Annotated in this window: 24 protein-coding genes and 1 pseudogene; 9 read left to right on the top strand and 16 right to left on the bottom strand. The window is 39.5% G+C overall.

Features of this window, described 5'->3' with window-relative positions:
* The first annotated feature begins 4 nt into the window (after positions 1-4).
* The 6 genes from csd1 (at position 5) to QAP06_RS07490 (ending at position 7,007) form a co-directional block, all read left to right on the top strand.
* On the top strand, positions 5-943 hold the full coding sequence (csd1, locus tag QAP06_RS07515) for a peptidoglycan DD-metalloendopeptidase Csd1 (RefSeq protein WP_286465667.1): 939 nt from the start codon (positions 5-7) through the stop codon (positions 941-943).
* Positions 862-1,272, top strand: a complete 411-nt coding sequence (locus tag QAP06_RS07510) for a bactofilin family protein (RefSeq protein WP_033590932.1) — start codon at positions 862-864, stop codon at positions 1,270-1,272. Before csd1 ends, QAP06_RS07510 begins: the two co-directional genes overlap by 82 nt.
* Before the next feature lie 3 nt (positions 1,273-1,275).
* Complete coding sequence (mfd, locus tag QAP06_RS07505) at positions 1,276-4,275, top strand: transcription-repair coupling factor (RefSeq protein ID WP_286465666.1); 3,000 nt, start codon at positions 1,276-1,278, stop codon at positions 4,273-4,275.
* 125 nt (positions 4,276-4,400) lie between these two features.
* Positions 4,401-4,904, top strand: a complete 504-nt coding sequence (locus tag QAP06_RS07500; protein WP_000763650.1) for a ubiquinol-cytochrome c reductase iron-sulfur subunit — start codon at positions 4,401-4,403, stop codon at positions 4,902-4,904.
* A gap of 10 nt (positions 4,905-4,914) precedes the next feature.
* Positions 4,915-6,153: a cytochrome b gene (locus QAP06_RS07495; protein ID WP_000807850.1), complete on the top strand. Its 1,239-nt coding sequence runs from the start codon at positions 4,915-4,917 to the stop codon at positions 6,151-6,153.
* Positions 6,150-7,007 (top strand): cytochrome c1, encoded by an 858-nt coding sequence (locus QAP06_RS07490; RefSeq protein ID WP_286465664.1) that lies wholly within the window; start codon positions 6,150-6,152, stop codon positions 7,005-7,007. Before QAP06_RS07495 ends, QAP06_RS07490 begins: the two co-directional genes overlap by 4 nt.
* A gap of 174 nt (positions 7,008-7,181) precedes the next feature.
* Here QAP06_RS07490 and QAP06_RS07485 read toward each other — a convergent pair.
* From QAP06_RS07485 to flgB, 7 genes and pseudogenes are all read right to left on the bottom strand, one after another.
* A pseudogene (locus QAP06_RS07485) lies at positions 7,182-7,840 on the bottom strand (hypothetical protein).
* A gap of 19 nt (positions 7,841-7,859) precedes the next feature.
* On the bottom strand, positions 7,860-8,960 hold the full coding sequence (locus QAP06_RS07480) for an AAA family ATPase (RefSeq protein ID WP_286465663.1): 1,101 nt from the start codon (positions 8,958-8,960) through the stop codon (positions 7,860-7,862).
* A gap of 325 nt (positions 8,961-9,285) precedes the next feature.
* The gene (locus tag QAP06_RS07475) at positions 9,286-11,133 is read right to left on the bottom strand and encodes a peptidoglycan D,D-transpeptidase FtsI family protein (protein ID WP_286465662.1); all 1,848 of its coding nucleotides are present in this window, start codon (positions 11,131-11,133) and stop codon (positions 9,286-9,288) included.
* A 6-nt stretch (positions 11,134-11,139) separates the two neighbouring features.
* Positions 11,140-11,265 (bottom strand): transcriptional regulator, encoded by a 126-nt coding sequence (locus QAP06_RS07470; protein WP_286465661.1) that lies wholly within the window; start codon positions 11,263-11,265, stop codon positions 11,140-11,142.
* A 23-nt stretch (positions 11,266-11,288) separates the two neighbouring features.
* Positions 11,289-11,618 (bottom strand): flagellar hook-basal body complex protein FliE, encoded by a 330-nt coding sequence (gene fliE / locus QAP06_RS07465; RefSeq protein WP_001147918.1) that lies wholly within the window; start codon positions 11,616-11,618, stop codon positions 11,289-11,291.
* A 127-nt stretch (positions 11,619-11,745) separates the two neighbouring features.
* Positions 11,746-12,231, bottom strand: coding sequence for a flagellar basal body rod protein FlgC (gene flgC / locus QAP06_RS07460; RefSeq protein WP_128075396.1), 486 nt, complete (start codon positions 12,229-12,231; stop codon positions 11,746-11,748).
* Between the two features lie 12 nt (positions 12,232-12,243).
* Entirely contained in the window at positions 12,244-12,699 is a 456-nt protein-coding gene (flgB, locus tag QAP06_RS07455; RefSeq protein ID WP_286467661.1) for a flagellar basal body rod protein FlgB, read from the bottom strand.
* 172 nt (positions 12,700-12,871) lie between these two features.
* Here flgB and QAP06_RS07450 point away from each other — a divergent pair, with 172 nt between their 5' ends.
* Positions 12,872-14,038: an FtsW/RodA/SpoVE family cell cycle protein gene (locus QAP06_RS07450; RefSeq protein WP_286465658.1), complete on the top strand. Its 1,167-nt coding sequence runs from the start codon at positions 12,872-12,874 to the stop codon at positions 14,036-14,038.
* Between the two features lie 23 nt (positions 14,039-14,061).
* Here QAP06_RS07450 and QAP06_RS07445 read toward each other — a convergent pair whose 3' ends face one another.
* A complete protein-coding gene (locus QAP06_RS07445; RefSeq protein ID WP_286465657.1) occupies positions 14,062-15,063 on the bottom strand; it encodes an ABC transporter substrate-binding protein in 1,002 nt (333 codons plus the stop codon).
* A 238-nt stretch (positions 15,064-15,301) separates the two neighbouring features.
* On the opposite strand from QAP06_RS07445, the gene QAP06_RS07440 reads away from it, so the two are divergent.
* Both QAP06_RS07440 and QAP06_RS07435 read left to right on the top strand, forming a co-directional pair.
* Positions 15,302-15,898: a peroxiredoxin gene (locus QAP06_RS07440; protein WP_000961631.1), complete on the top strand. Its 597-nt coding sequence runs from the start codon at positions 15,302-15,304 to the stop codon at positions 15,896-15,898.
* 147 nt (positions 15,899-16,045) lie between these two features.
* The gene (locus QAP06_RS07435) at positions 16,046-16,861 is read left to right on the top strand and encodes a MetQ/NlpA family ABC transporter substrate-binding protein (protein ID WP_286465655.1); all 816 of its coding nucleotides are present in this window, start codon (positions 16,046-16,048) and stop codon (positions 16,859-16,861) included.
* 486 nt (positions 16,862-17,347) lie between these two features.
* Here the strand turns inward: QAP06_RS07435 and mrdA are convergent, their stop codons facing one another.
* From mrdA to QAP06_RS07395, 8 genes are read right to left on the bottom strand one after another with little or no spacing between them, the layout of a single operon-like run.
* Complete coding sequence (gene mrdA, locus QAP06_RS07430; protein ID WP_286465654.1) at positions 17,348-19,114, bottom strand: penicillin-binding protein 2; 1,767 nt, start codon at positions 19,112-19,114, stop codon at positions 17,348-17,350.
* A complete protein-coding gene (locus QAP06_RS07425) occupies positions 19,095-19,538 on the bottom strand; it encodes a hypothetical protein (RefSeq protein WP_286465653.1) in 444 nt (147 codons plus the stop codon). Before QAP06_RS07425 ends, mrdA begins: the two co-directional genes overlap by 20 nt.
* Before the next feature lie 12 nt (positions 19,539-19,550).
* Positions 19,551-20,177, bottom strand: a complete 627-nt coding sequence (yihA, locus tag QAP06_RS07420; protein WP_286465652.1) for a ribosome biogenesis GTP-binding protein YihA/YsxC — start codon at positions 20,175-20,177, stop codon at positions 19,551-19,553.
* Positions 20,174-20,731 (bottom strand): lipopolysaccharide transport periplasmic protein LptA, encoded by a 558-nt coding sequence (lptA, locus tag QAP06_RS07415; protein ID WP_100968187.1) that lies wholly within the window; start codon positions 20,729-20,731, stop codon positions 20,174-20,176. Before lptA ends, yihA begins: the two co-directional genes overlap by 4 nt.
* Positions 20,731-21,324: a hypothetical protein gene (locus QAP06_RS07410; protein WP_000830980.1), complete on the bottom strand. Its 594-nt coding sequence runs from the start codon at positions 21,322-21,324 to the stop codon at positions 20,731-20,733. The genes lptA and QAP06_RS07410 overlap by 1 nt, the downstream gene beginning before the upstream one ends.
* Positions 21,299-21,793, bottom strand: coding sequence for a KdsC family phosphatase (locus QAP06_RS07405; RefSeq protein WP_286465651.1), 495 nt, complete (start codon positions 21,791-21,793; stop codon positions 21,299-21,301). The genes QAP06_RS07410 and QAP06_RS07405 overlap by 26 nt, the downstream gene beginning before the upstream one ends.
* Positions 21,790-22,734, bottom strand: coding sequence for a septal ring lytic transglycosylase RlpA family protein (locus tag QAP06_RS07400; RefSeq protein WP_286465650.1), 945 nt, complete (start codon positions 22,732-22,734; stop codon positions 21,790-21,792). Before QAP06_RS07400 ends, QAP06_RS07405 begins: the two co-directional genes overlap by 4 nt.
* A complete protein-coding gene (locus tag QAP06_RS07395; RefSeq protein ID WP_286465648.1) occupies positions 22,734-23,846 on the bottom strand; it encodes a lytic transglycosylase domain-containing protein in 1,113 nt (370 codons plus the stop codon). Before QAP06_RS07395 ends, QAP06_RS07400 begins: the two co-directional genes overlap by 1 nt.
* Positions 23,847-23,893: the final 47 nt, after the last annotated feature.

The following is a 23,893-nucleotide window of genomic DNA, read 5'->3' as shown; positions in this document are numbered from 1 at the left end:
TTTGGTGTTTTTAGACAGGCGTTTGATTGTGATGGTTACGGACTCTAAAGGGAGTCGTTATATTAATGTTCATATCTTATTCCGTCAAATTGGCTTGTATGCGCTGTTGAGCGTTGTGGGATCTTTATTGTTTTTAGGCATTTCGTTACTGGTTTTAAATCAAGAGATCAAAAACATTGACAAGCAGCATGCTTTAATCACTAAGGAATTTGAGAAAAAAAAAGAGACGAATGAAAAACTTTCTTTGCAAATGGATGAATTTTTAGACGATTTGCAACTTTCAGGGGAACGCGTCAACGATTTAGAAGAAGTGGTGGGAGTGAATAGGCCTGAAGAAGAAAAAGAAGAGGGCAATTTTTCCAGCCGCTTAGATGTCGCTGGGATTACCGGGCTTCAAAAAAGCTTTATCATGCGCCTTATCCCTAATGACTACCCGCTAGAATCCTATCGGCGCGTTTCAGCCGCCTTTAATAAAAGGATCCATCCTATTTTGCATGTGTTGCACAACCATACCGGGCTTGATTTAAGCACCGCTATTAACACCCCTGTGTATGCGAGCGCGAGCGGGGTAGTGGGATTAGCGGGCAAAGGGTGGAATGGGGGGTATGGGAATTTGATTAAAGTTTTCCACCCTTTTGGTTTTAAAACCTACTACGCCCATTTGAATAAAATCATCGTAAAAACGGGCGAATTTGTCAAAAAAGGGCAGTTAATTGGGTACAGTGGTAATACAGGGATGAGCACAGGGCCGCATTTGCATTATGAAGTGCGTTTTTTAGATCAGCCCATAAACCCCATGAGTTTCACCAAATGGAACATGAAAAATTTTGAAGAAGTTTTCAATAAAGAAAGGAGCATCAGATGGCAATCTTTGATAACAATAATAAATCAGCTAATGCAAAAACAGGACCAGCGACTATCATCGCTCAAGGCACAAAAATAAAGGGTGAGTTTCATTTGGATTACCATTTGCACATAGATGGTGAATTAGAAGGGGTGGTGCATTCTAAAAGTACGGTGGTGATCGGGCAAACCGGCTCGGTAGTGGGTGAGATTTTTGCTAATAAATTAGTGGTCAATGGCAAGTTCACTGGCACGGTGGAGGCGGAAGTGGTAGAAATCATGCCTTTAGGACGCCTTGATGGTAAGATCTCTAGCCAAGAGCTTGTGGTGGAAAGGAAGGGGATTTTGATTGGGGAAACTCGCCCTAAGAATATTCAAGGGGGGGCGTTGTTAATCAATGAGCAAGAAAAGAAAATTGAAAATAAATAGGGAATGATCCAATCTAGCCTTTATAGAGCCTTAAACAAAGGCTTTGATTATCAAATACTCGCTTGTAAGGATTTTAAAGAATCCAAGCTCGCTAAAGAAGTCATAAGCTATTTTAAGCCAAATACCAAAGCCATTCTTTTCCCAGAGTTTAGGGCTAAAAAAAATGACGATTTGCGTTCGTTTTTTGAAGAATTTTTACAGCTTTTAGGGGGTTTAAGGGAGTTTTATCAAGCCTTAGAAAACAAGCAAGAAACTATCATCATTGCCCCGATTAGCGCGTTATTGCACCCTTTACCCAAAAAAGAACTTTTAGAGAGCTTTAAAATCACTCTTTTAGAAAAATATAACCTTAAGGACTTGAAAGACAAGCTCTTTTATTATGGCTATGAAATTGTAGACTTAGTGGAAGTGGAAGGCGAAGCGAGCTTTAGGGGGGATATTGTGGATATTTATGCGCCCAATTCTAAAGCGTATCGCTTGAGTTTTTTTGATACGGAGTGTGAGAGCATTAAGGAATTTGACCCCACCACTCAAATGAGCCTTAAAGAAGATTGGTTAGAAATTGAAATCCCCCCCACGCTTTTTAGTTTGGACGAACCATCTTATAAGGATCTGAAAACCAAAGTGGAGCAAAGCCCATTCAATAGCTTTTCTAAAGATTTAACCAGTTTTGGTTTGTGGTTTTTAGGGGAAAAAGCACAAGACTTGCTAAGCGTTTATAAAAGCGTTATAAGCCCTAGAGCTTTAGAAGAAATTCAAGAATTAGCGAGCTTAAACGAATTGGATTGTGAGCGTTTCAAATCTTTAAAGGTTTTAGAAAACCCGCAAGGCTATGAAGATTTAGAAATCCATGCGCATGCCCTAGAAAGCTTTATCGCTTTGCATTCAAATCGTAAAATCACGCTCCTAGCCCCTAACAAAACGATTTTAGACAATGCGGTAAGTGCGCTTGAAAAAAGCAGCATTGAATGCGTCATCGCCCCCTTTGTGTTAAACTTTAAAACTCCTGATGGGATTTTTATTTCGCTCAATTCTTTTGAAAGGAAGAAAAAACGCCAAAAATCCAAGCTCGCTTTGAATGAACTAAATCCGGGCGAATGGGTGGTGCATGATGATTATGGGGTGGGCGTGTTTTCCCAATTAGTCCAACACAGCGTTTTGGGGAGCAAGAGGGATTTTTTAGAAATCGCTTATTGGGGCGAAGACAAACTGCTATTACCGGTGGAAAATTTGCATCTAATCGCTCGCTATGTGGCGCAAAGCGATAGCGTTCCTATTAAAGACCGGCTAGGGAAAGGGAGTTTTCTCAAACTGAAAGCTAAAGTTAGGACTAAGCTTTTAGAGATTGCAGGCAAGATCATTGAATTAGCGGCTGAACGCAATCTGATCTTGGGTAAAAAGATGGACACGCATTTAGCGGAGTTGGAAATTTTTAAATCGCATGCGGGGTTTGAATACACAAGCGATCAAGAAAAGGCTATCGCTGAAATTTCAAAGGATTTAAGCTCTAAGAGAGTGATGGACAGATTATTGAGTGGGGATGTGGGTTTTGGGAAAACAGAAGTGGCGATGCATGCGATTTTTTGCGCGTTTTTGAACGGCTTTCAAAGTGCTTTAGTCGTGCCTACTACTTTATTAGCGCACCAGCATTTTGAGACTTTAAGGGTGCGTTTTGAAAATTTTGGCGTTAAAGTGGCTCGTTTGGACAGGTATGCGAGCGGAAAAAACAAGCTTTTAAAGGCGGTGGAATCAGGGCTAATTGATGTTCTTGTAGGCACGCATGCGGTTTTAGGCGCGAAATTTAAAAACTTGGGCTTAGTGGTGGTGGATGAAGAGCATAAATTTGGCGTGAAACAAAAAGAAGCTTTAAAAGAATTGAGCAAAAGCGTGCATTTTTTAAGCATGTCCGCTACGCCTATCCCGCGCACTTTAAACATGGCGCTCTCTCAAATTAAAGGCATTAGCTCTTTAAAAACCCCGCCCACAGACAGAAAGCCCAGTCGCACTTTTTTGAAAGAAAAGAATGACGAACTCTTAAAAGAGATTATTCATAGAGAATTACGCCGTAACGGGCAAATTTTTTACATCCATAACCACATCGCTAGCATTTCAAAAGTCAAAACCAAGCTAGAAGATTTAATCCCTAAACTCAAAATCGCCATTTTGCATTCCCAAATTAGCGCCAATGAGAGCGAAGAAATCATGTTAGAGTTTGCTAAGGGGAACTATCAGGTTTTATTATGCACTTCTATTGTGGAATCAGGGATTCATTTGCCTAACGCTAACACGATTATTATAGATAATGTGCAAAATTTTGGGCTGGCTGATTTGCACCAATTGAGAGGGCGTGTGGGGAGGGGCAAAAAAGAAGGCTTTTGCTATTTCCTCATAGAAGATCAAAAAAGTTTGAACGAACAGGCCCTAAAACGCTTGCTCGCTTTGGAAAAAAATTCGTATTTAGGCAGTGGGGAGAGTGTCGCTTATCATGATTTAGAAATCAGGGGGGGCGGGAATTTGCTTGGGCAAGATCAGAGCGGGCATATTAAAAATATCGGTTATGCGCTCTATACGCGCATGCTTGAGGATGCGATTTATGAATTGAGTGGGGGAAAAAAAAGGCTTGAAAAGAGCGTAGAAATCCAACTTGGCGTGAGCGCTTTTTTAAACCCTGAACTCATTGCAAGCGATAGTTTGAGGTTGGATTTGTACCGCCGTTTGAGTTTGTGTGAAAATACAGATGAGGTGGGGCAAATCCATGAAGAGATAGAAGACAGGTTTGGCAAAATAGACGATTTGAGTGCTCAATTTTTGCAAATCATTACGCTTAAAATTCTAGCCAACCAGCTTGGCATCATCAAACTTTCTAATCTCAGTCAAAACATCACCATCACTTATAGCGGTGAGAAGAAAGAAAGCCTGAAAGCCCCAAGCAAAGACGATAACGATATTTTAGAAACCCTTTTGAAACATTTGCGCGCTCAAATTTCTTTAAAGCGGCACTAAAAGCGTTTGATTCTAGCGTTAATTTTGTTATTTTAAAAAGATTATTAAGAGAGTTTGTTGTAAAATAGGGATTTGCTATGCCTTTAGTCGTTAAAAGGTAATTATCATTAAGGAGTTTTTTAATCATGGCAGATATTCAAAGGCGTGATTTTTTAGGAATGAGCCTTGCTAGTGTTACAGCTATAGGGGCTATAGCGAGTCTAGTAGCGATGAAAAAGACTTGGGATCCGCTTCCAAGCGTTGTTTCAGCCGGTTTTACGACCATAGATGTGGCGAATATGCAAGAAGGGCAGTTTTCCACCGTGGAATGGCGTGGGAAACCGGTCTATATCCTCAAGCGTTCCAAAAAAGAGGGCTTTAATGAAAAGCGCGATTTTAAAATTGGCGGGAGCGTTTTTACCACAGCCATTCAAATTTGCACGCATTTAGGGTGTATCCCCACTTATCAAGATGAAGAAAAAGGCTTTTTATGCCCATGCCATGGAGGGCGTTTCACTTCTGATGGCGTGAATATTGCCGGCACTCCCCCTCCACGCCCTTTTGATATTCCGCCTTTTAAAATTGAAGGCACTAAGATCACTTTTGGTGAAGCCGGGGCTGAATACAAGAAAATGATGGCTAAAGCGTAAGGAGAATTCCATGGCAGAGATAAAAAAAGCGAAGAATTTAGGCGAATGGTTGGACATGCGTCTTGGCACTAACAAGCTTGTTAAAGTGCTAATGACAGAATATTGGATCCCTAAAAACATCAATTTTTTATGGGCTATGGGGGTGATTTTATTGACCCTTTTTGGCGTGCTTGTGATCTCAGGGATTTTCTTGCTCATGTATTACAAGCCTGATGCGAAAATGGCGTTTGATAGCGTGAATTTCACCATCATGCAAGAAGTGGCTTATGGCTGGCTTTGGCGCCACATGCATGCCACGGCAGCGAGCATGATTTTTGTCATCATTTATATCCACATGTTTGTTGGCATCTATTATGGCTCTTACAAAAAGGGTCGTGAGATGATTTGGATTAGCGGGATGATTTTGTTTGTGGTCTTTAGCGCGGAAGCCTTTAGCGGGTATATGCTGCCTTGGGGGCAGATGAGCTATTGGGCTGCAGCGGTTATCACGAATTTATTTGGGGGCATTCCTTTCATTGGGGCTGATGTGGTGGAGTGGATTAGGGGCAATTATGTTGTGGCGGATTCCACTTTAACGCGTTTTTTCATGCTCCATGTGTTTTTACTGCCCATTGCGATCATTTTACTCATTGGGGTGCATTTTTATTCTTTACGCATCCCGCATGTCAATAACCAAGAAGGCGAAGAAATTGACTTTGAATCAGAAGAAAAGAAATTCATTGAAGGCAAGAAAAAAGAATCCAAAGTCATTCCTTTTTGGCCGGTATTCTTGTCTAAAGATATTTTTGTGGTTTGCGCGTTCATGGTCTTTTTCTTTTACTTGGTGTGTTACCACTATGATTTTGCGATGGATCCTATCAACTTTGAAAGGGCTAACAGCCTTAAAACGCCGCCTCACATTTACCCTGAATGGTATTTCTTGTGGAGCTATGAAGTCTTAAGGGGTTTTTTCTTTAGCGCTGATTTAGGGCTAATGGCCTTTGGCGTGGCGCAAGTGATCTTTTTCTTACTGCCCTTTTTGGACAGAAGCCCAGTGGTCGCTCCCGCGCACAAACGGCCGGCTTTTATGGTATGGTTTTGGCTTTTAATCATTGACATGATTGTTTTAACGATCTATGGTAAATTACCTCCGCTTGGGATCGGTAAATACATTGGCTTAGCAGGTTCAATCACTTTTTTGGCCCTTTTCTTTGTGGTGTTGCCCATCATCACTATCGCTGAGAGCAAGAAACAAGGGGGTGTTAGATGAAAGAATTTAAGATTCTAATCATCCTTATTGTGGTGGTAGGCGTGATTTATTATGGGGTTGAGCCTTATGCACATTCGGTGATGCACCCTAAAGTCGCTCCGGCAGATTTTGCTTTCAAGGATTTAGAGCCGATGGATTTAAAAAATGGCGACGCTAATAAAGGCAAACAGCTTGTAGCTGAAAATTGCACCGCTTGTCATGGCATTAAATCTCAAAACATTCCAGCCCCTATGGACAGCCTTAGCGCGAGCAATTCGTTTGGGGTCGTGCCACCGGATTTAAGCCATGTGGCGGGGGTTTTGAACGCGAATTTCTTAGCCCACTTCATCAAAGACCCTGTGAAAACGGCGAAATTGAGCCATAAGTTCAACGATGAAAGGCCATATCCCATGCCGGCGTTTTCTCAATTTAGCGATCAAGATTTGAGCGATATTGTGGCGTATCTCACTTCTATTTTGCCTAAAAATTTGAGCGATAAGGAAGTGTTCGCGCAAAGCTGTCAAAGGTGTCATAGACTGGATTATGCTAAAGATAAGGCCTTTAGCGATCCTAAAGATTTAGCCAATTATTTAGGCTCTCATGCGCCTGATTTGTCCATGATGATTAGAGCTAAAGGTGAACATGGCTTGAATATTTTCATCAACGATCCGCAAAAGCTTTTGCCTGGCACGGCTATGCCTAGAGTGGGGTTGAGTGAGCAAGCTCAAAAACAAGTCATCGCATATTTGGAAAAAGCAGGCGATAGGAAAAAACATGAAAGGAATACCTTAGGGATAAAAATCATGATTTTCTTTGCGGTGCTGTCGTTCTTGGCTTATGCGTGGAAAAGAAAAGTTTGGAGCGAAGTGCATTGAAGTGAAAAAAGGGGGAGGGAATGGTTTTATGATTTTTAATCTAGTGGGGTGTTTGAATGGCGTTTTCAAAACAACCTTTATTTTAGGATTTTATGGCTACAAAGCTTTTTAAGCGGTTTAAACCCAATTTGAGAAAGATTCTAATGCTTGTAAAATCAAGGGTTTTTATTGGGTTTATTTTAAAAAATCAATCAATGCTTGAAGTTCCTTTAAGTTAAAATTAAAAAATTTTTTAAGAATTTCTGTATCTTTTGGCTCATCTAGCATTTTAGTGGTTGTAGTAACAGGATCTAGATCGTTTAACTCACAAGGAACACAAAACCTCTCTCTAAACGAATAGAAAGCGTGATATAGGGGTGTAGCCAGCATTTAGTGCGTTTTTTTTGTTCTGATTGGATAGGTTTGATTTGTTTGGCTTCATTAAAAAGCACATTGTAATGTTGGCGGAAACTTGTGTAAAACGCTTCATTTTCACTTTCTTTTGCCATTTTTTCTAGCAAATGTTCCAGCTCGCAGTATCTGGGGTTGTGTTCGCTTTCATCATTTTCTGGTAATAAAAAAATCTTAATCTGGTTAAACTCTTCATTATTTAAGCGGTGTTCTTCTTTTGGGTTTTTTTGGAGTTGTTCCTTTATTTCTTGAATTTTAGTCTCTTTTGTTTGGTTGTCTGAATCAAAAACGATGCAAATACCCTTAGCTTTTAGGTGTTCTTTAATACTCTCTGCTTCTTTAAAAAGCTTGGTATTGCCCTTACAACTAAAAATATCATCAATGCATAAATTTTTTACTTTGTTTAAAAGCGTTAGAAAGATTTTATCTGATTCGCCCTCCACATAAACGATTTTTTTCTCATCAGCCTCTAACCTCCATGCCCCTATGGAGCGCTTTTTCTAGCATAGAATAGCTGTGTCTGATAAAGCCAGAAGAACTTTCTTTTTCAAACTCAAACAAGGCTATGTCTTTAAAAACTCCCGTTTCATTATTGGGCATGGTGTTGATAGCGTTCAATAAAAACTCCTTATTGTGCGTGGTGGCAAAAATTTGAATCTGTAATTTTTGAGCTAACTTAAACAGAGTTTTTAAAAACTCTTGCATTTTTGTATGGTGCAAACCGCTTTCTATTTCATCAATGAAAAGATACTTAACACGATTATCAATAAGAATGCTCGCCATGATAAAGAATTTGATAAAACCCCAACCAAACGAACTTAAAAGCCTTTTAGGGCTTTCTTCTAGGGGTGTGTTTTCATCTTTGATTTGGATATAGACAGACTTTCTTATTGTAACAGCATTTAAAATATCAGGATTGAAATATTTTAGGACTTCAATTAATTCTTTTTCTTTACTTGCTAATTGTAAATTTTCCAATACTTGAAGAGAATTAACAATAGACAATTCTATGGGAATAAACATCGCATTTTCCTTATAGATTTGAGCGATTTTGTCTAAATTAGAATGGATTAAACCTAGGTTTTGCCTTTCAAATTCATAAGTCATTGTCATGGGGGAGAGAGATGGATTGTAGGAAAATTGAAGCTGTGGCTTCGTTATTGTTTTGTTTATAAGGTTTGTCATATGAATATCATCGCCATTCAAATTGATGTCTTTGCTGTAACTGGTTTGTGTGGGGTATTGGATAATAAGAGGGATAGTAGTGTGTTCAAATTCAGTGCGAATACTAATGGGATTAGCGGTGTTTTCTTGATAAAAAAAGGTCTTTAGATTGTCGGCATTGAGTTTGATTTTCCTAAATTCACTAATATTCACGGCATGTTCAGGAGGAAGATTGACTTGAACAGCAGGATCACAAAGACCCGTGTTGATATAAATGGCTTCTAAAAGGTTGGTTTTACCCGTATCGTTTTGACCGGTAAAAAAGTTGATAAGTTTAAAATTTTCCATTTTAAAGTGCTTGAAATTTTTGTAATTTTCAATCTCTATGCTTTTAATCATTTGAATTTCGCCTTTTAATGAGCCTAAGTTGATACTGCCAATTTTTTATATTCGCTCTAATTTTACATTATTTTGATTAAATTTTGAACACTCGCCTATTGTAAACCTTGCGTTTAAATTGCAATAACAAGTTAATCCGCATTTTTTTTTGATTTAAGGGTTAGTTTTGATTGTCTTTCTAGGGATCATGCAAGTCTCATTTTATTTAATTGGGTTCAATCTAACTTAAACAGATTTTTCTAATCTGTCCTCTAAATTTGGCCTTAATGCCACAGAGCCGGCAACTTAAGACTCCTTTTTTGGAGTTTGGGTTGAAAAGAGCCTTTTATTTTATCTTAAAGCGGTTTTTCTCCAACGCATTTTGAATCGTAATAGAGGGCGATAGATAACTGTAACGCACTAAAATTTCGGTGATTTCTTTAAAAATAGGGGCTGCAATCTTGCTAGCGTAATATTCTTCCTTGCCGTGCGAGCCTAAGATAACCACGCCGATAGTAAAAACCTGCCTTTCATCTTCAGCGAACCCAAAAAAAGAGCTGTTGTAGGACTCCGCACTATAACTCCCGTTTTTGGCAACCCTAGCCGTGCCGGTTTTGCCCCCTATGTATAGCCCTTCAAATTGAGCGTTTTTGCCTGTGCCATAACGCACCACTTTGATTAAGGTTTCTTTCATTTTCCTAGCGCTTTTGGGGCTAATGACTTGAAAAGTGGGTTTGGGGCTAGGGATGTAAATATCGCCATTAGGGGCGGTTTCTCGTTGCACTAAATAGGGGGTAGTCAATTTGCCTTCATTAGAAAACACCGCATAAGCCCTTAAAAGTTGCAAAAAAGTCGCGTTCAACCCATAGCCATAAGAGACGCTGCCCTTTAACACTTCACGCTTGAAAGCGGATAAAGGAGGGATCTTCCCTGTGGCTTCTAAGGATAAGTCAATGCCCGTTTTTTGAGAAAATCCATAGCCTAAAAGCCCGTTATAGAAATCCTCTGGGTTGAGATTTTTGCTGATTTTTATCATGCCCACATTGCTAGATTGGATCAAAACGTCTTCCACAACGGCTTTTTTACTAGGGATAAAGTCATCTTTAATGGTGTATTTTCCTAATTGGTAATAGCCATGGTTTAAATCAATGCGTTCTTTAGGGTTGATTAAATTCTTGTCTAACAGCAAGGAATAAACAATGGGTTTAATCGTGCTGCCTGGCTCAAAAACCTTTTCGGCAACGCTCAAATTCAAGCTTTCATAATCGCTGGTTTTAATGGCGTTAGGATTGAAGCGCTTGCTTGAAGCCAGCGATAAGATTTCCCCGCTTTTAGGGTTAATGATACCCACTAGGATTTCTTTAGCCTTGAGTTTGTCTTTGGTTTTATCCAATAGGGTTTCAATTTCTCTTTGGAGCTTTAAAGGAACGCTCAAATACACCTCATAGCCATCAAGGCGCTCAATCTCTGTGTAAGAGTGGTTTTGAATGAAGTTAAAGCTCACGTCTCTTTTGCCTGTTCTTATGCCATTTTGTTGGGCTTTAAGCAAGTGATCTTGAGATTTTTCAACGCCTTTTTTACCGGTAGTTAAAGTGAGCCTGTCTTCTTCTTGTTTTTGCACATAACCAATGATTGGCTCTAGGCTATTTTGATAAGGGTAATGCCTAGAAACGCCGCTCACTTCAATGTTTAGCCCTTGTTTTTGCCACACTTTATCGTGCGCGTCTTTGAAATTTTGAAAAACCCCAAAGGCTAAAAATTTCTTATTCAAGTCTCTAATATTAGCGGCCATATTGGGCGTGAGATCATAGGCTAGAATAATATAGCCCTTCGTATTGATGGCGTCTTTTAAGGACTTTTTAGGGATATTGCTATAAATAGAGAGAAAATCAATGAAAAAATCTTCTTTATCCGGGTTTAAAAACCTTGTATCAAAGCCCAGTTTGAAAAGGGTTTGCGAAGCGGCCAGGCTGTAGTTGTCTTGACTATAGATAGTCCCCCTAGTCGCAGTGTCTTGTTTGCTCATCACTAGATTGGGCATGTTGGCTTGGGCAAAAAAAGCTTTTTTAAAAGCCACCATTAAAAAAATAAAAAAAAGCAATAAAAAGATTAATGCCGTAACAGAACCCTTGTATTTTTGGGTTTCTAAAAACCGCTCTGGGTTGAAACTGGGATCAATGTTTTTATTATCCATGAACGCTCACTTGAAAATGGCGTAGCACTGGATTTTCACAACGCATGAGAACATGAATTTTTGATGATAGAATCTGTTAAAATAGGGCGTAGCAACAACGAACCCTCTCTTTAAAAAGGACCAAGCGATCATTTAAAGAGACGCCACTTAAGAGACTAGATCTGCGTTCTTAAAAGCTCTTTATAAGCACTGATCGCTTTGTTGCGCACTTCAAGCATGAGTTTCATGCTCGTTTCAGCCTTCCCTATAGCGATAGCCGCTTGGTGCAAATCTTTGATTTGCCCTGTCGCCATGTCGGCTAAGGCTTTGTCAGATTGCTCTTGAGTGTTGTTAAGCTCATTGATAGATTGTTTTAAGAGTTTGGAAAACTCCCCACCCTTTTGTTCTTTAAAGGTGCTACCTGATTCTTCTCTTTTAGTCCTGTTGTCCGTGTTAAGCTCAGAGAAAGGACTCAATAAGCTTTTATCATTGTGTATGGCTTGCATAGAACCTCCTTAAGCTCTTTTTTAAAAATTTAACTCTATCAAATATTTTATTCATTTCTGTATTCTACTGATCTTTGGCTAATACTACCTAAATTTTCTTATACTACCATAAATTGTTGAAAATCGTTCATGTTTGTAACATGCCAATCGCATTTTGCGCCATGTTTTTAGCGCTTTGAAAGGCTGCAACATTGGCCTGATAGGCTCTAGTCGCTTCCACTAAATCCGCCATTTCAACCACCGCATTCACATTGGGGTAAGCCACATAGCCTTGAGCGTTAGCGTCAGGGTGGCTGGGATCGTATTTCATCAAAGGCTCGCTATCATCGCGCACGATCTTATCCACCACTACGCTTGTGATAGGGATTAAGGGGTTGTCATCGCCCTCATCTAAGGGATCTTCATAGGGGGTAATTTGATGGTTTTGAGCGATTTTTTGGTTTAAAATCTCATTGAAATCAAAAGCCTTAAACACCGCTTCTTGCCTCCTATAAGGGCCTCCTTCGCTCGTGTGCGTGGTGTTAGCGTTAGCGATATTAGAAGAAATCAAATTAGCCCTTAAGCGTTGGGCGGACAAACCATAACCGCTAATATCAAAAGAAGATAAAAACATGCTTTCCCTTAACTATAAATTCTTACTGGAATCAATGGCGTAATTGATCACGCCTCGATACTTTTTTAAGGCCGAACTCAAGGCTAAATACATGGTAGAGTTCTTGCCCATTTCACTCGTTTCTATGTCTAAATCCACGCTGTTGCCATCATTTTTAGCCAAATGCCCATCTCTAAAAAAAAGGCTTGCCCCATTTTTAGCGCTATTTTCAAAGTCTAAATGCCTAGGGTTAGTGTGGGCTAAAGGCAAAACTTTACTGGTTTGGTTTTCAAAAATTTCTGCTTTTTTCTCCGCTAAAACGCTTTCAAAATCCAAATCCTTTGGCCTGTAAAAGGGGGTATCCACATTAGCGATGTTAGAAGCGATCATATCCTGCCTTAAAGCCCTATAATCTAGCGCTTTATAAACCAACCCAAACGCTTTAGAAAAATCCATCAAAACCCCTTTTTTAAACCCTTGCAAATTCATAGTATGCAAAAAACATTCCAAAATCGGTTCGCTTCCTCACTTAAAGAATGCGATCAATTTCAAAGCATGTTTAAGCTTGAGCGCTAAGCCAATTCAGAGCCATTATAGTGTAAAATACCCCTAAAATACCTTAAGAGAACGCCTATTCAAAAACCAAAATAAGGAAATCCTAATGACTACAGACAGAAACCTGTTTTTTTGCGCTTCGCTATTGATTTTTTTGGGGGTATTGATGAGCTATTCGCTCTCAACTTACACCACAGTGGTGCTGTATCATTATGGGGAATTCCATTTTTTCATACGCCAGCTTTTAAGCGCGGTCATGGGGATTGTTATCATGTGGGGGTTGTCTCGGGTGGATCCTGGCAAGTGGTTTAGCTGTTTGGGGTTTTTTCTTCTTTTTATCCCGCCATTACTCATTATTGGCATGTTTTTTTTGCCAGAAAGCCTTTCCAGCAGCGCTGGGGGGGCGAAGCGTTGGATTCGTTTGGGGTTTTTTTCTCTAGCGCCTTTGGAGTTTTTAAAGATTGGTTTCACCTTTTTTCTTGCGTGGAGTTTGTCTCGCACCTTTGTGGCACAAGAAAAGGCTAATGTGAAAGAAGAACTCATCACTTTTGTGCCTTATTCAGTAGTGTTTGTGGTATTAGCGATTGGGGTGGGGGTTTTGCAAAACGATTTGGGGCAGATCGTTCTTTTGGGAGCGGTTTTAGCGGTGTTATTGGTTTTTTCTGGGGGGAGCGTGCATTTGTTTGGCTTGATTGTTTCAGGGGCGTTTGCGATCAGCGTTTTAGCGGTTGTTACAAGCGCTCATAGGATTTTACGCCTAAAATTGTGGTGGTCTAATTTGCAAAATTCGCTTTTCACGCTTTTGCCGGATAAATTAGCGAACGCTCTTAGAATAAGCGACTTGCCCGAATCCTATCAAGTCTTTCATGCAGGCAATGCCATGCATAATGGGGGCTTGTTTGGGCAAGGGCTTGGGCTTGGGCAGATCAAGCTTGGGTTTTTGAGCGAAGTGCATACGGACATGGTTTTAGCTGGGATCGCCGAAGAATGGGGTTTTTTGGGGCTATGCGTTTGTTTTATTTTGTTTTCTGTTTTGATTGTTTTGATTTTTAGGATCGCTAACCGCTTGAAAGAGCCAAAGTACTCGCTATTTTGTGTGGGCGTGGTGCTGCTTATTAGTTTTTCTTTGGTGATCAACGCCTTTGGAGTGGGCGGGATTCTTCCGGTTAAAGGTCTAGCGGTGCCGTTTTTGAGCTATGGAGGGAGTTCGCTTTTAGCGAATTGCATCGCTATAGGGCTTGTTTTAAGCCTAGCACGATACACGAAGGGCTAAAAAATATCAGCCCTTTTTAAAATTCAGTGCCATAAAAAGGGTTCAATTTCTGCATCGTTCAAATCAAAAACCACTTTATAATAGTCTTTAACCATCGCATTAATATCCACACCCTTAAAGGCTTCAGGGTGGGCTTTTAAAGCAATATACAAGCTTATGAGTGGGGCTCTAGGCCCGCCAATATCCATTGTGGGGAGTTTATAGACTTGCTTGTTTTTAATGGCTTTGATGGTGGAAAACTTGGGGTTGTTTAACACGTCTTCAGGTATGAGTGGGCTTACCCACCAAATGAAAATGATTTCAGGGTTTTCTTTAACGATTTTTTCCACGCTAATGTCAGCACGCCCAAACTTAACGTATTTCAAGCCAAAATTGTCTATGCCCCCTTTTTCTAAAATATCTGAATCAAGGGCTTGATGGCCGCTAATCTTATTGGCTTTGTGGAAAAGTTCCACCCCTTTTTTCTTTTTGACATCTTTCAAACGCTCTTTAATAAAATCCAAAGTTTCTTGCATTTTGGCCAGTTTTTTAGAAGCGTCAATTTCTAAGGCTTTAGCTTGAGCGTCAATATCTTCCATGACTTCCGCAATGGTTTTTTCTTGGAAAGAAAGGAATGAAATCCCAAATTTTTTCGCATGCTCTACCGCTTTGGGGTTGCCCACAAAGGTTACAACAAGATCGGGGCTAAGCTTTTTTAAAAGCTCCACATTCAACGCCGCCACATGATCACTGCTCATGGATTTAATGCGTTTAGGATCTTTGAGAGTGGCTTTAACAATATCAGATTTAAAAGCGTAATCCGAAACGCCTACAACCTTATCCCAAGTATTGAACATTGCAGGCACTTCTGCAAAGCTACCCAAGTAGATTATTTTAGAAACAGGAAGCTTTATAGTTTGCTCCCCGAAATAATCCTTGACTTTAACTTCTTGCACTGAAGCGTTAGCCACGCCCAATAAAGATGAAACAATAAGCGCACCTAAAGAATAAGAGATTAAAGCTTTTTTAAAGCGAGCGATTAGCATGACAATTCCTTTTGCATGATTTATGAAGCAATTATAACACTATTTAAGGAAATACAAGCAGTAAAAATGAAACTATTTTTCACAAAATCTTAAAATTTAAAAGGAAATATCCTTTCATTAACTTTTTAAGAATATACTCCACCATGTTTCCGCTGATTGAGTGGAAAGCATAATAAATTAAATCTATTTAGGTTTAATTTTGATTCAACAAAATTTTAAAACACTTAAGGAGTTGTATATGTTAGTTACAAAACTTGCCCCCGATTTTAAAGCGCCTGCCGTTTTAGGAAACAATGAGGTTGATGAACACTTTGAGCTTTCTAAAAATTTAGGCAAAAATGGTGCGATCCTTTTCTTTTGGCCAAAAGATTTTACTTTTGTATGCCCTACAGAAATCATTGCGTTTGACAAAAGAGTGAAAGACTTCCACGAAAAAGGCTTTAATGTGATTGGCGTGTCTATTGACAGCGAACAAGTGCATTTTGCATGGAAGAACACCCCTGTGGAAAAAGGCGGTATCGGTCAAGTGTCTTTTCCTATGGTGGCTGATATTACTAAGAGCATTTCTAGAGATTATGATGTGCTGTTTGAAGAAGCGATCGCTTTGAGAGGTGCTTTTTTGATTGACAAAAACATGAAAGTAAGACACGCAGTGATCAATGACTTGCCATTAGGTAGGAATGCAGACGAGATGCTTCGCATGGTAGACGCTCTCTTACACTTTGAAGAACATGGTGAAGTGTGCCCAGCAGGCTGGAGAAAAGGCGATAAAGGCATGAAAGCGACTCACCAAGGCGTTGCAGAGTATCTTAAAGAAAATTCCATTAAGCTTTAATGGTTTAATTCGCCGTTTGATCAAGAGAAACTTCGTTTTTCTTGGTTGAATCCTTTTCTTTTTATTCTTTGCCAGTTTCTAGAATTTTCGTATCGTTTTATCTTTTTATCATTTTTGAATTAATTTTTTTTTAATAAAGGGGTTTTTATGAATATATTCAAGCGTATTATTAGTGTAGGGGTAATTGCTTTAGGTTTTTTTAACCTTTTAGACGCCAAACACCACAAAGAAAAAAAAGAAAACCACAAAATCACTCGTGAGCTTAAAGTGGGCGCTAACCCTGTGCCGCATGCGCAGATCTTGCAATCAGTCGTGGATGATTTGAAAGAGAAAGGGATCAAATTAGTGATCGTGTCTTTTACGGATTATGTGTTGCCTAATTTAGCGCTCAATGACGGCTCTTTAGACGCGAATTACTTCCAACACCGCCCTTATTTGGATCGGTTTAATTTGGACAGAAAAATGCACCTTGTTGGTTTGGCCAATATCCATGTGGAGCCTTTAAGATTTTATTCTCAAAAAATCACGGACATTAAAAACCTTAAAAAAGGATCAGTGATTGCTGTGCCAAACGATCCGGCCAATCAAGGCAGGGCGTTGATTTTACTGCATAAGCAAGGCCTTATCGCTCTCAAAGACCCAAGCAATCTATACGCTACGGAGTTTGATATTGTCAAAAATCCTTACAACATCAAAATCAAGCCTTTAGAAGCCGCACTATTGCCTAAAGTTTTAGGGGATGTGGATGGGGCTATTGTAACAGGGAATTATGCCTTGCAAGCAAAACTCACCGGAGCCTTATTTTCAGAAGACAAGGACTCGCCTTATGCCAATCTAATAGCCGCTCGTGAGGATAACGCGCAAGATGAAGCCATAAAAGCGCTGATTGAAGCTTTGCAGAGTGAAAAGACCAGGAAATTTATTTTGGATACCTATAAGGGAGCGATTATCCCGGCTTTTTAAGCCATTTGGATAACATTCATCTTTAAGATGAATGGAGGGGGTGCTTTTAGGCGTTAATAAAAAGCTCTTTTCTCATTGAGCATTAAAAACGCTAAAAGTATTTTTAAAACAAAACGAAAAGAGCTTGCGCTAATCAAGCGACAATTTCTTAAAAAGCGTTATTTCTTAAGGGGGGAAATGGCGCAAAATAACCCTCTCTATCCCTTTAAGAAAATAATGATAAAATCTAAAACGAAAAATAACTAAAACCCCATTTTTTAAAAATATTAAGCAAGACTTTAGCTGTCAATATGCGGTTAGAAAAGGCCAAAAATACAGCAAGCCTAAATCCAATTAAAGTTACGCTTTTAGAATTTCCTTTAATAAAGGCCAGTTTTAAGCCACCCGTTAGACTGAGTTATAGAGCGGTAGAATGAGTTGGAAACAAGTTGGCCAATGGTCTTTAGCGTTTAAAAGGTTGCGTTTTTGAAAAGATTTAGAATTTTATTAAAGATAGCCAAGTTCATAGAGTTTATTACTCATTTTCACTAACAATCCCCCTAGTTTTGACCCCCCTTCCCCATGTTCTACTAAAATAGTGATAGCGTATTTGGGTTTTTCATAAGGCAAGAATGCGGTAATCCACGCATGGGATCGATGGAAATATTCCATATCCTTTTCTTTCATGCGGTTGACGATGTTTTGAGCGATTTCCACGACTTGCGCGGTGCCGGTTTTACACGCTAAAGTAACCTTAGAACCCCTTGTGGAATGATAAGCGGTGCCGTCTTTATGGTTACACACTTCATACATGCCCACTCTCAAGGCTTGGAGCTTCTTTTTTTGAAAGCTATTCAGGGGATCTTTGAGCGGTTGTTGGTTGTTGATAGCGAAATGAGGCGTTGCCAGTTTGCCCGTAGCAATGAGCCCCGTGTAGGCTAGAACCTGCAAGGGCGTAGCTAAAAAAGAGCCTTGCCCAATAGCGGTAATGAGCGTGTCCCCAACGCGCCAAGCTTGATTGAAGCGTTTGAGTTTCCACAAATTATCCGGCACAATCCCCACAAATTCATTCGGCAAATCAACGCCCGTTTTTTCCCCAAAGCCCACTTCCCTTAAGGTTTTAGAGAGTTTTTCTATAGAGATTTCAAGCCCAAACTTATAAAAATACACATCCACGGACTCTCTAATCGCTTTATACAAATTAGAATTGCCATGCCCGGTTTTTTTCCAATCCCTAAATTTGCGCTTACCCACTTCAATAAAGGGGGGGGTGGGTATGGTGGTGTTTTCTGTGATATGAAGGTTTTCTAAAAAGCTCAACCCCACGCCCATTTTAACCACAGATCCCGGCGGATACAAGGCGTTAGCGAAGCGGTTTAATAAGGGGTTATAAATATCATCTTGAAGTTTTTGCCATTTGTCTTGACTGATCCCGCCTACAAAATCGTTCAAATTGTATTCAGGGTAACTTCCTGCAACGAGCAATTCCCCATTTTCTGCATCCATCACTAAAATAGCCCCCCTTTTATTTTCAAAGAGCTTGTCCGCTTCTTTTTGCAAGCGTTTGTCTAAACTCAATTGCAAGTGGTTGTTGGTGCTTGGCGGCACGACTTCTAAGGTGGCTAATTCTTGATTGAGTGCATTGACACGCATGATTTTATAGCCCACCTTGCCTTGTAAAAGCTTGTTATATTCTTTTTCAATGCCGGTTTTGCCCACAATCTGGCTGTATTGATTTTCTTCATCGTCTTTCAAGTCTTGCAAGCTTGCCACCCCCACATAGCCTAAAACATGCGAAGCTAAAGCGTTATTAGGGTAGTAGCGCTTGTCTAAGGGAAGTGCAAAAATGCCTTGAGTTTGGATGAGTTTGGTATAAAGAGGTTGCATGGTGGCATAAGGAATGAAGCCAACCACTTTAATGAGGTTATGGTTATAAAGCGAATTTTCTTTTTGGTAAGTGTTTAAAAGCGTTTCTTTAGAAAAGTTAGGGAAAAACTTTTGGATTATTTCAATTTTTTCTAAAAGTTCTTTTTGTTTCAATCCGCTGGGTAAAAACACGCCAAACACCAATTCATTAGTGGCTAAAAACTCATGGTTTCTGTCTGTAATATTGCCCCTTGTAGGGATTAGAAATTCCTTTTTAGTCATGTTTCGTTCAGCCAGTTTTTCATAGTATTCTTGATTTTTAACGCTTAAAATAAATAAATTTAAAACCAATAACCCCCAAAACCCTATAAAAACAAAGAGTAAAAGCTTATAGCGAAGATTTTTCATACAAACCCCACAAAGCGCTCTCTATTAAAGCAAAAAGAGCGAGAAAGCCGAGTATTTTCAAACCCAAAGACACCGAAAAAAAGCGCGATAAATAGAGGTAATAAACCAAAAAGACATGCAAAGTTTTGAATAAAAAGCCGTCATTAAAAAGCTTTAAAGAGTTTTTATAGACGATTTGGTGGTAGATTAAAAACAATAAAGCTAAAACGCCTAAAGTCTTTAAATGCATGCTTTCAAACCAAAACAAACAACCAAACACGCTCAAACTGGGCAAAAAGTGATCGTATTTTTTCGCATAAAACAAGAATAAAAACCCAATCATAGGGGGTAAAAAAGGCATTAAATCCCTCAAAAGGCTATAAAAATAAAAAAGAAAGATCCCTAAACATAAGAAAAAAAAGGAATCTTGTTTTAAAGAGAGCATGGTTTTTGCGGCTTATAAAGGGTTAGTGAGCAAGTGTTTCAAAAGGGTTTGGCGCACTGTTTCAAGGGTGGGGTATTTTGAAGAAAGAGCGTTAAAATGGATAGTATTGATTAAAAAAGGTTTAGGAGCGTTTAAAAAAAGGCGGTGCTGCTCGTTTTTATTCAATTTGTCAAATTTCGTAAAAAGAGAAAGGTAGGCTTGATCGGGCCTTAAAAGGGCTTGAATGTTTTCTTTAGCGTTTTTATCAATTTCTAAATCCAAATGGCGTGCATCCACTAAATGGATAAAAAGTTTGATAGAAACCCTAACGCTCAACAATTCCCATAAAAACCCCTCCCATTCTTTTTTCAAGCTTTTAGAAACTTTAGCGTAGCCAAACCCGGGCAAATCAATCACATTAAAAGTGGTCGTTAAGGCGTTTTCTTTATCTTCCCAAGTGGTGGAAAAAAAATTCGCTAAACGGGTTTTTCCAGGCGTTGCTGAACTTTTGGCGAGATTTTTTCCTAACAAAGTATTAATAAACGAGCTTTTACCTACATTGCTGCGCCCTAAAATGACCATCTCAGAAGTCAAGCTCGCAGGGCATTGCGAAAGTTGGCTAGAAGAAGTGAGAAAATGAGCGTCTTTAATAGCGATCATGGTTTTTCCTTAGCGCCTTTCTTCTTCAATTTAGCCTTACGATTTTCTTCATTAATATCTTCCATATCAAACACGAATTTAGCGGGCCGTTTCGCGCTCCCCAACACGTCAGCATAACCCTTAGCTTTGTTTAAAATGATTTCATCGCCGGTGATGACATTAGATTTCCCCACTTCTCTAACCACCGCATTTTGCAACAATTTGTATTCCCCATTCAACGCATTATAAATGAGCTTGTCAGCGCTCCCGCTGATTTCACGATTGTCCTCTGTAAAGATGTTAAAATGCGTGTTCCCTGTGGCTTCATAGCGCTCTGGCTTTCGTTTATCGTTTAAAAACACGCTCACCTTATCCGCAAACAACCGATCTTTACCTTTTTTGATCTGCACATTGCCTTGAATAACGGCGGTTTTGGTTTTGTCGTTCGCTACAAATTGGTTGCCAGTAATTTCTAAAAGTTCTCTTTCTTTTTTCAAACCTTTATTCTCTGTTTTTTGAGCGCTCATCACGCTTAAAAGACCAAAACAACACACAAGAACACACCACCAACGCATTAAAACCCTCCTTTGAAAGTAGGGAGTTTTTTCTTTTCTTTCTGGCTTTGTTTGATTTCATCTAAGAATAAATTAGCTTGAATGCTTTGAGCTTCAATAATGGCTAAAGCATGCGAATAAGAAATGTCAAGCCCTTCAATCTTGCTGTCCTTTGAAGTGAGAATGAAACGACCCTTGCCTTTAAAATTTTGCTCCTTATGGTTGTAAATCCCTGTTTCACTCCAAAAACTAGAATCGTCGCTTCTTTTATAAGTTACCCCATTAGGGAAGAAATACAAATCCTGCTGCCGTTTGGCTTTGGGGGATTCAACGCTTTCTATCGTGTCTTCATCATAGCGCTTGATTTTAGAATCAAAAAAGATCTCATGATCATCGTATTGTAGAGCTTTTTTGCCCTCTATGGACAGATCAAGGATTTTATCGTTGATTTGAAACGCTTTAAAATTTTCCAATTCAATTTTAGGGATATTTTCTTTAGAGACCACGCTAGTGGGTTGGGAACGCAAAAAGAAAAAGACTAGCCCTATCATGATGAAAGATAAAACCACAAAAAAGTTTAAAACGCTATTAGAGGTAAAGCTTGAGCGCTTCATCTTGCAAGCCTTCTAATGTTAAAAGATAATCAATCGCTTCCCTAACGGCCCCCTTGCCCCCTGAGTTTTGCAACACTTTATAGGCCTTATTTTTAAGCAAGGGGTGCGCATCAAAAGGAGCGAAACTCCAAGCGCATGCCTTAAACATGCCTAAATCGTTGTAATCATCGCCTACGCATGCGATTTCTTGCGCGTTTAATTGCAAGTCTTTTTTGAGCCGCTCCACAACCACGCTTTTATTTTCAACGCCCATAAAAACAAACTGAACGCCTAAACTCTCCATGCGTTTTTTCACCATTGTTGAAGTTCTTCCTGTAATGATAGCGATTTTTTTGCCTAATTTTTGCCACAGCGTCATGCCAAGCCCGTCTTTGACATTAAAAACCTTGAATTCGTGAAAATTTTCATCAAAATACAACGATCCGTCTGTGAGCGTGCCATCCACATCTAAAAGCAACAACTTAATCATTCTCTCGTTAAAACCGCATTTTGGTTGTATTTTTTCATAAAATCCCTAGCCTCTTCTTCGCTTTGAAACCCTTGAACTAAAACTTTATACAAATCGTCTTTAAAAGCAACCTTGACGCTGTAATTTGGATTCTCTGCTTGCAATTTATCCGCTAAAGTTTGAGCGCCTATTTGGTTTCTAAAAGCCCCCATTTGCAAAGAAAATTTCCCTCCGCTCACGCTGTTTTCGCTCTCGCCGACTTTAAATTCCTTGTGTAAGATCTTTGAAGAGTTAGCGTTAAAGGATTGCTCGTATTGATTAGAGATAACCCCACCAAAGCCCAAAACAATGAGACGCACGCTGGCCGTGCCTTTTTTAACCATGTCAATATCCCTAGCGGCTGCATTAGACAAATCAATGATGCGATCGCTCACAAAAGGCCCTCTATCATTAATGCGCACAATGGTGCTTAAATTATTATCAACATTGATGACTTTCACCACGGTGTTCATGGGTAAAGTCTTGTGCGCGGCGGTGTGGGCATACATGTTATAAATTTCCCCATTACTGGTTTTTTTGGCATGGAAGTTAGGGCCATACCAGCTCGCAACGCCATCAAATTTTTCGCCTAAATCCACTTTAGTGGGGTAATACCACTTGCCCCCCACTTGATAAGGGCGCATGGTGGCTCTTTGGATCGTGCTAGAATCGCGCATGCCGTTATCTAGGGGTTGTTTTGTATTGCTATCTTGCGAATCGGAGTGGTGTTTGAAATGGCGTTCAAAAAAATTGCGTTTATAGGTGGCTTTTTTGGTTGTCGGATCATAGTCTTTAGCGTTTTCATAAGCGCGCAAGCTTTCATGCTTATAAGACAAATTCTTGACCCCCTCTTTTTTAACCGCACAAGCGCTAATCAAAAAAATAACGCCTAAAAAACAAACTTTTTTTAACGCCAAACCCATTAAAATTCCCTTGTAGCGAGTAATTTTTTATTGGTAGGGATGATTAAGTGCTGGTGGATAAAGATATTAGAATCTTTGAGGTTATTGGCTAATTGGATACTGGAAATACTGACTTGATAGCGTTTAGCGATAGAAGATAGGGTTTCTTTAGGCAAGACCACATGGGTGATGAAAGGGCTTTTTGAACTGGTTTGAATGCTTTTATTTTGTTTGAGTTGGCGTTGTTTGAAAAGAGCGAGTTTTTCATAAGGGATATAAACGGTGTAGGTGGGGTCTTTAGAAGGCAAAATGTTATAGCGGAATTGGTGGTTGTAGGATTTTAAGGTTTCTAAACTCAAGTTTAAATTTTTGGCCACTTGGACTAAAGAAGTGTGCCTTTTAAACGGGACGCCCACCAAACTCACCCTCGCCCCACGATTGAGCAAGTATTCTTTATCTTTGAGGTTGTCTAGGCTGTTGAATTTTAACGCCAGGCTTAGAATGGAGCGGATATACTCTCGTGTCTCTTTAGGGAGGTATTTTTTATCTTCATCCAGCAAAATCTTAATGTCCGAAGTGCCGGCGGCTTTAATAGCGTTTTGAGCCTTGCGTAAGCCGTAATTATACGCTATAGCGACCAAATACCACTCCCCGGTTTGTTTGTAGAGCCGTTTCAAATAAGTGATCGCTGCTTGAGTGCTTTTAATGGGATCTCTTCTTTCATCAATGTAATGATTGACCTTAAGCCCTAATTCTTTAGCCGTGCTTGGCATGAATTGCCAAATCCCTACCGCTTTTTTCCTGCTATAAGCCCTTGATGAAAATTTAGACTCTGCCATCGCTAAAAATAAAAATTCTTGCGGCACGCTCGCTTCTATTAGCATGTTTTTAATGATGGGGATGAACTGGTAATTCACATCAAATCGTTTGACTAACTTTTTCCATTCTTCTTCTTTATTCATTTTTTTTAAAGCGTTTGGCATTTGGGATAAAAAGCCCGCACTAACCCCAAAAGCCTCTAACGCTTTGGTGTCAATATTAGATTCAAAAGCCATTTTTGCATGGCCTAAAGAAGTCAGTAAGAACCAATGAGTCATTAAAAAAAACAACCATTTGGTATTAAAATATTTCATTCCTTTTTAAAATCCTGATCATTTGATAAGTTCAATAATGGCTCTAA

The organism is Helicobacter pylori (genome assembly GCF_030323545.1).
GTDB classification, from domain to species: Bacteria; Campylobacterota; Campylobacteria; order Campylobacterales; family Helicobacteraceae; genus Helicobacter; species Helicobacter pylori_CO.
The sequence above is the reverse complement of the archived record's forward strand: the minus strand, read 5'-3'. Positions and strand labels throughout refer to the sequence as shown.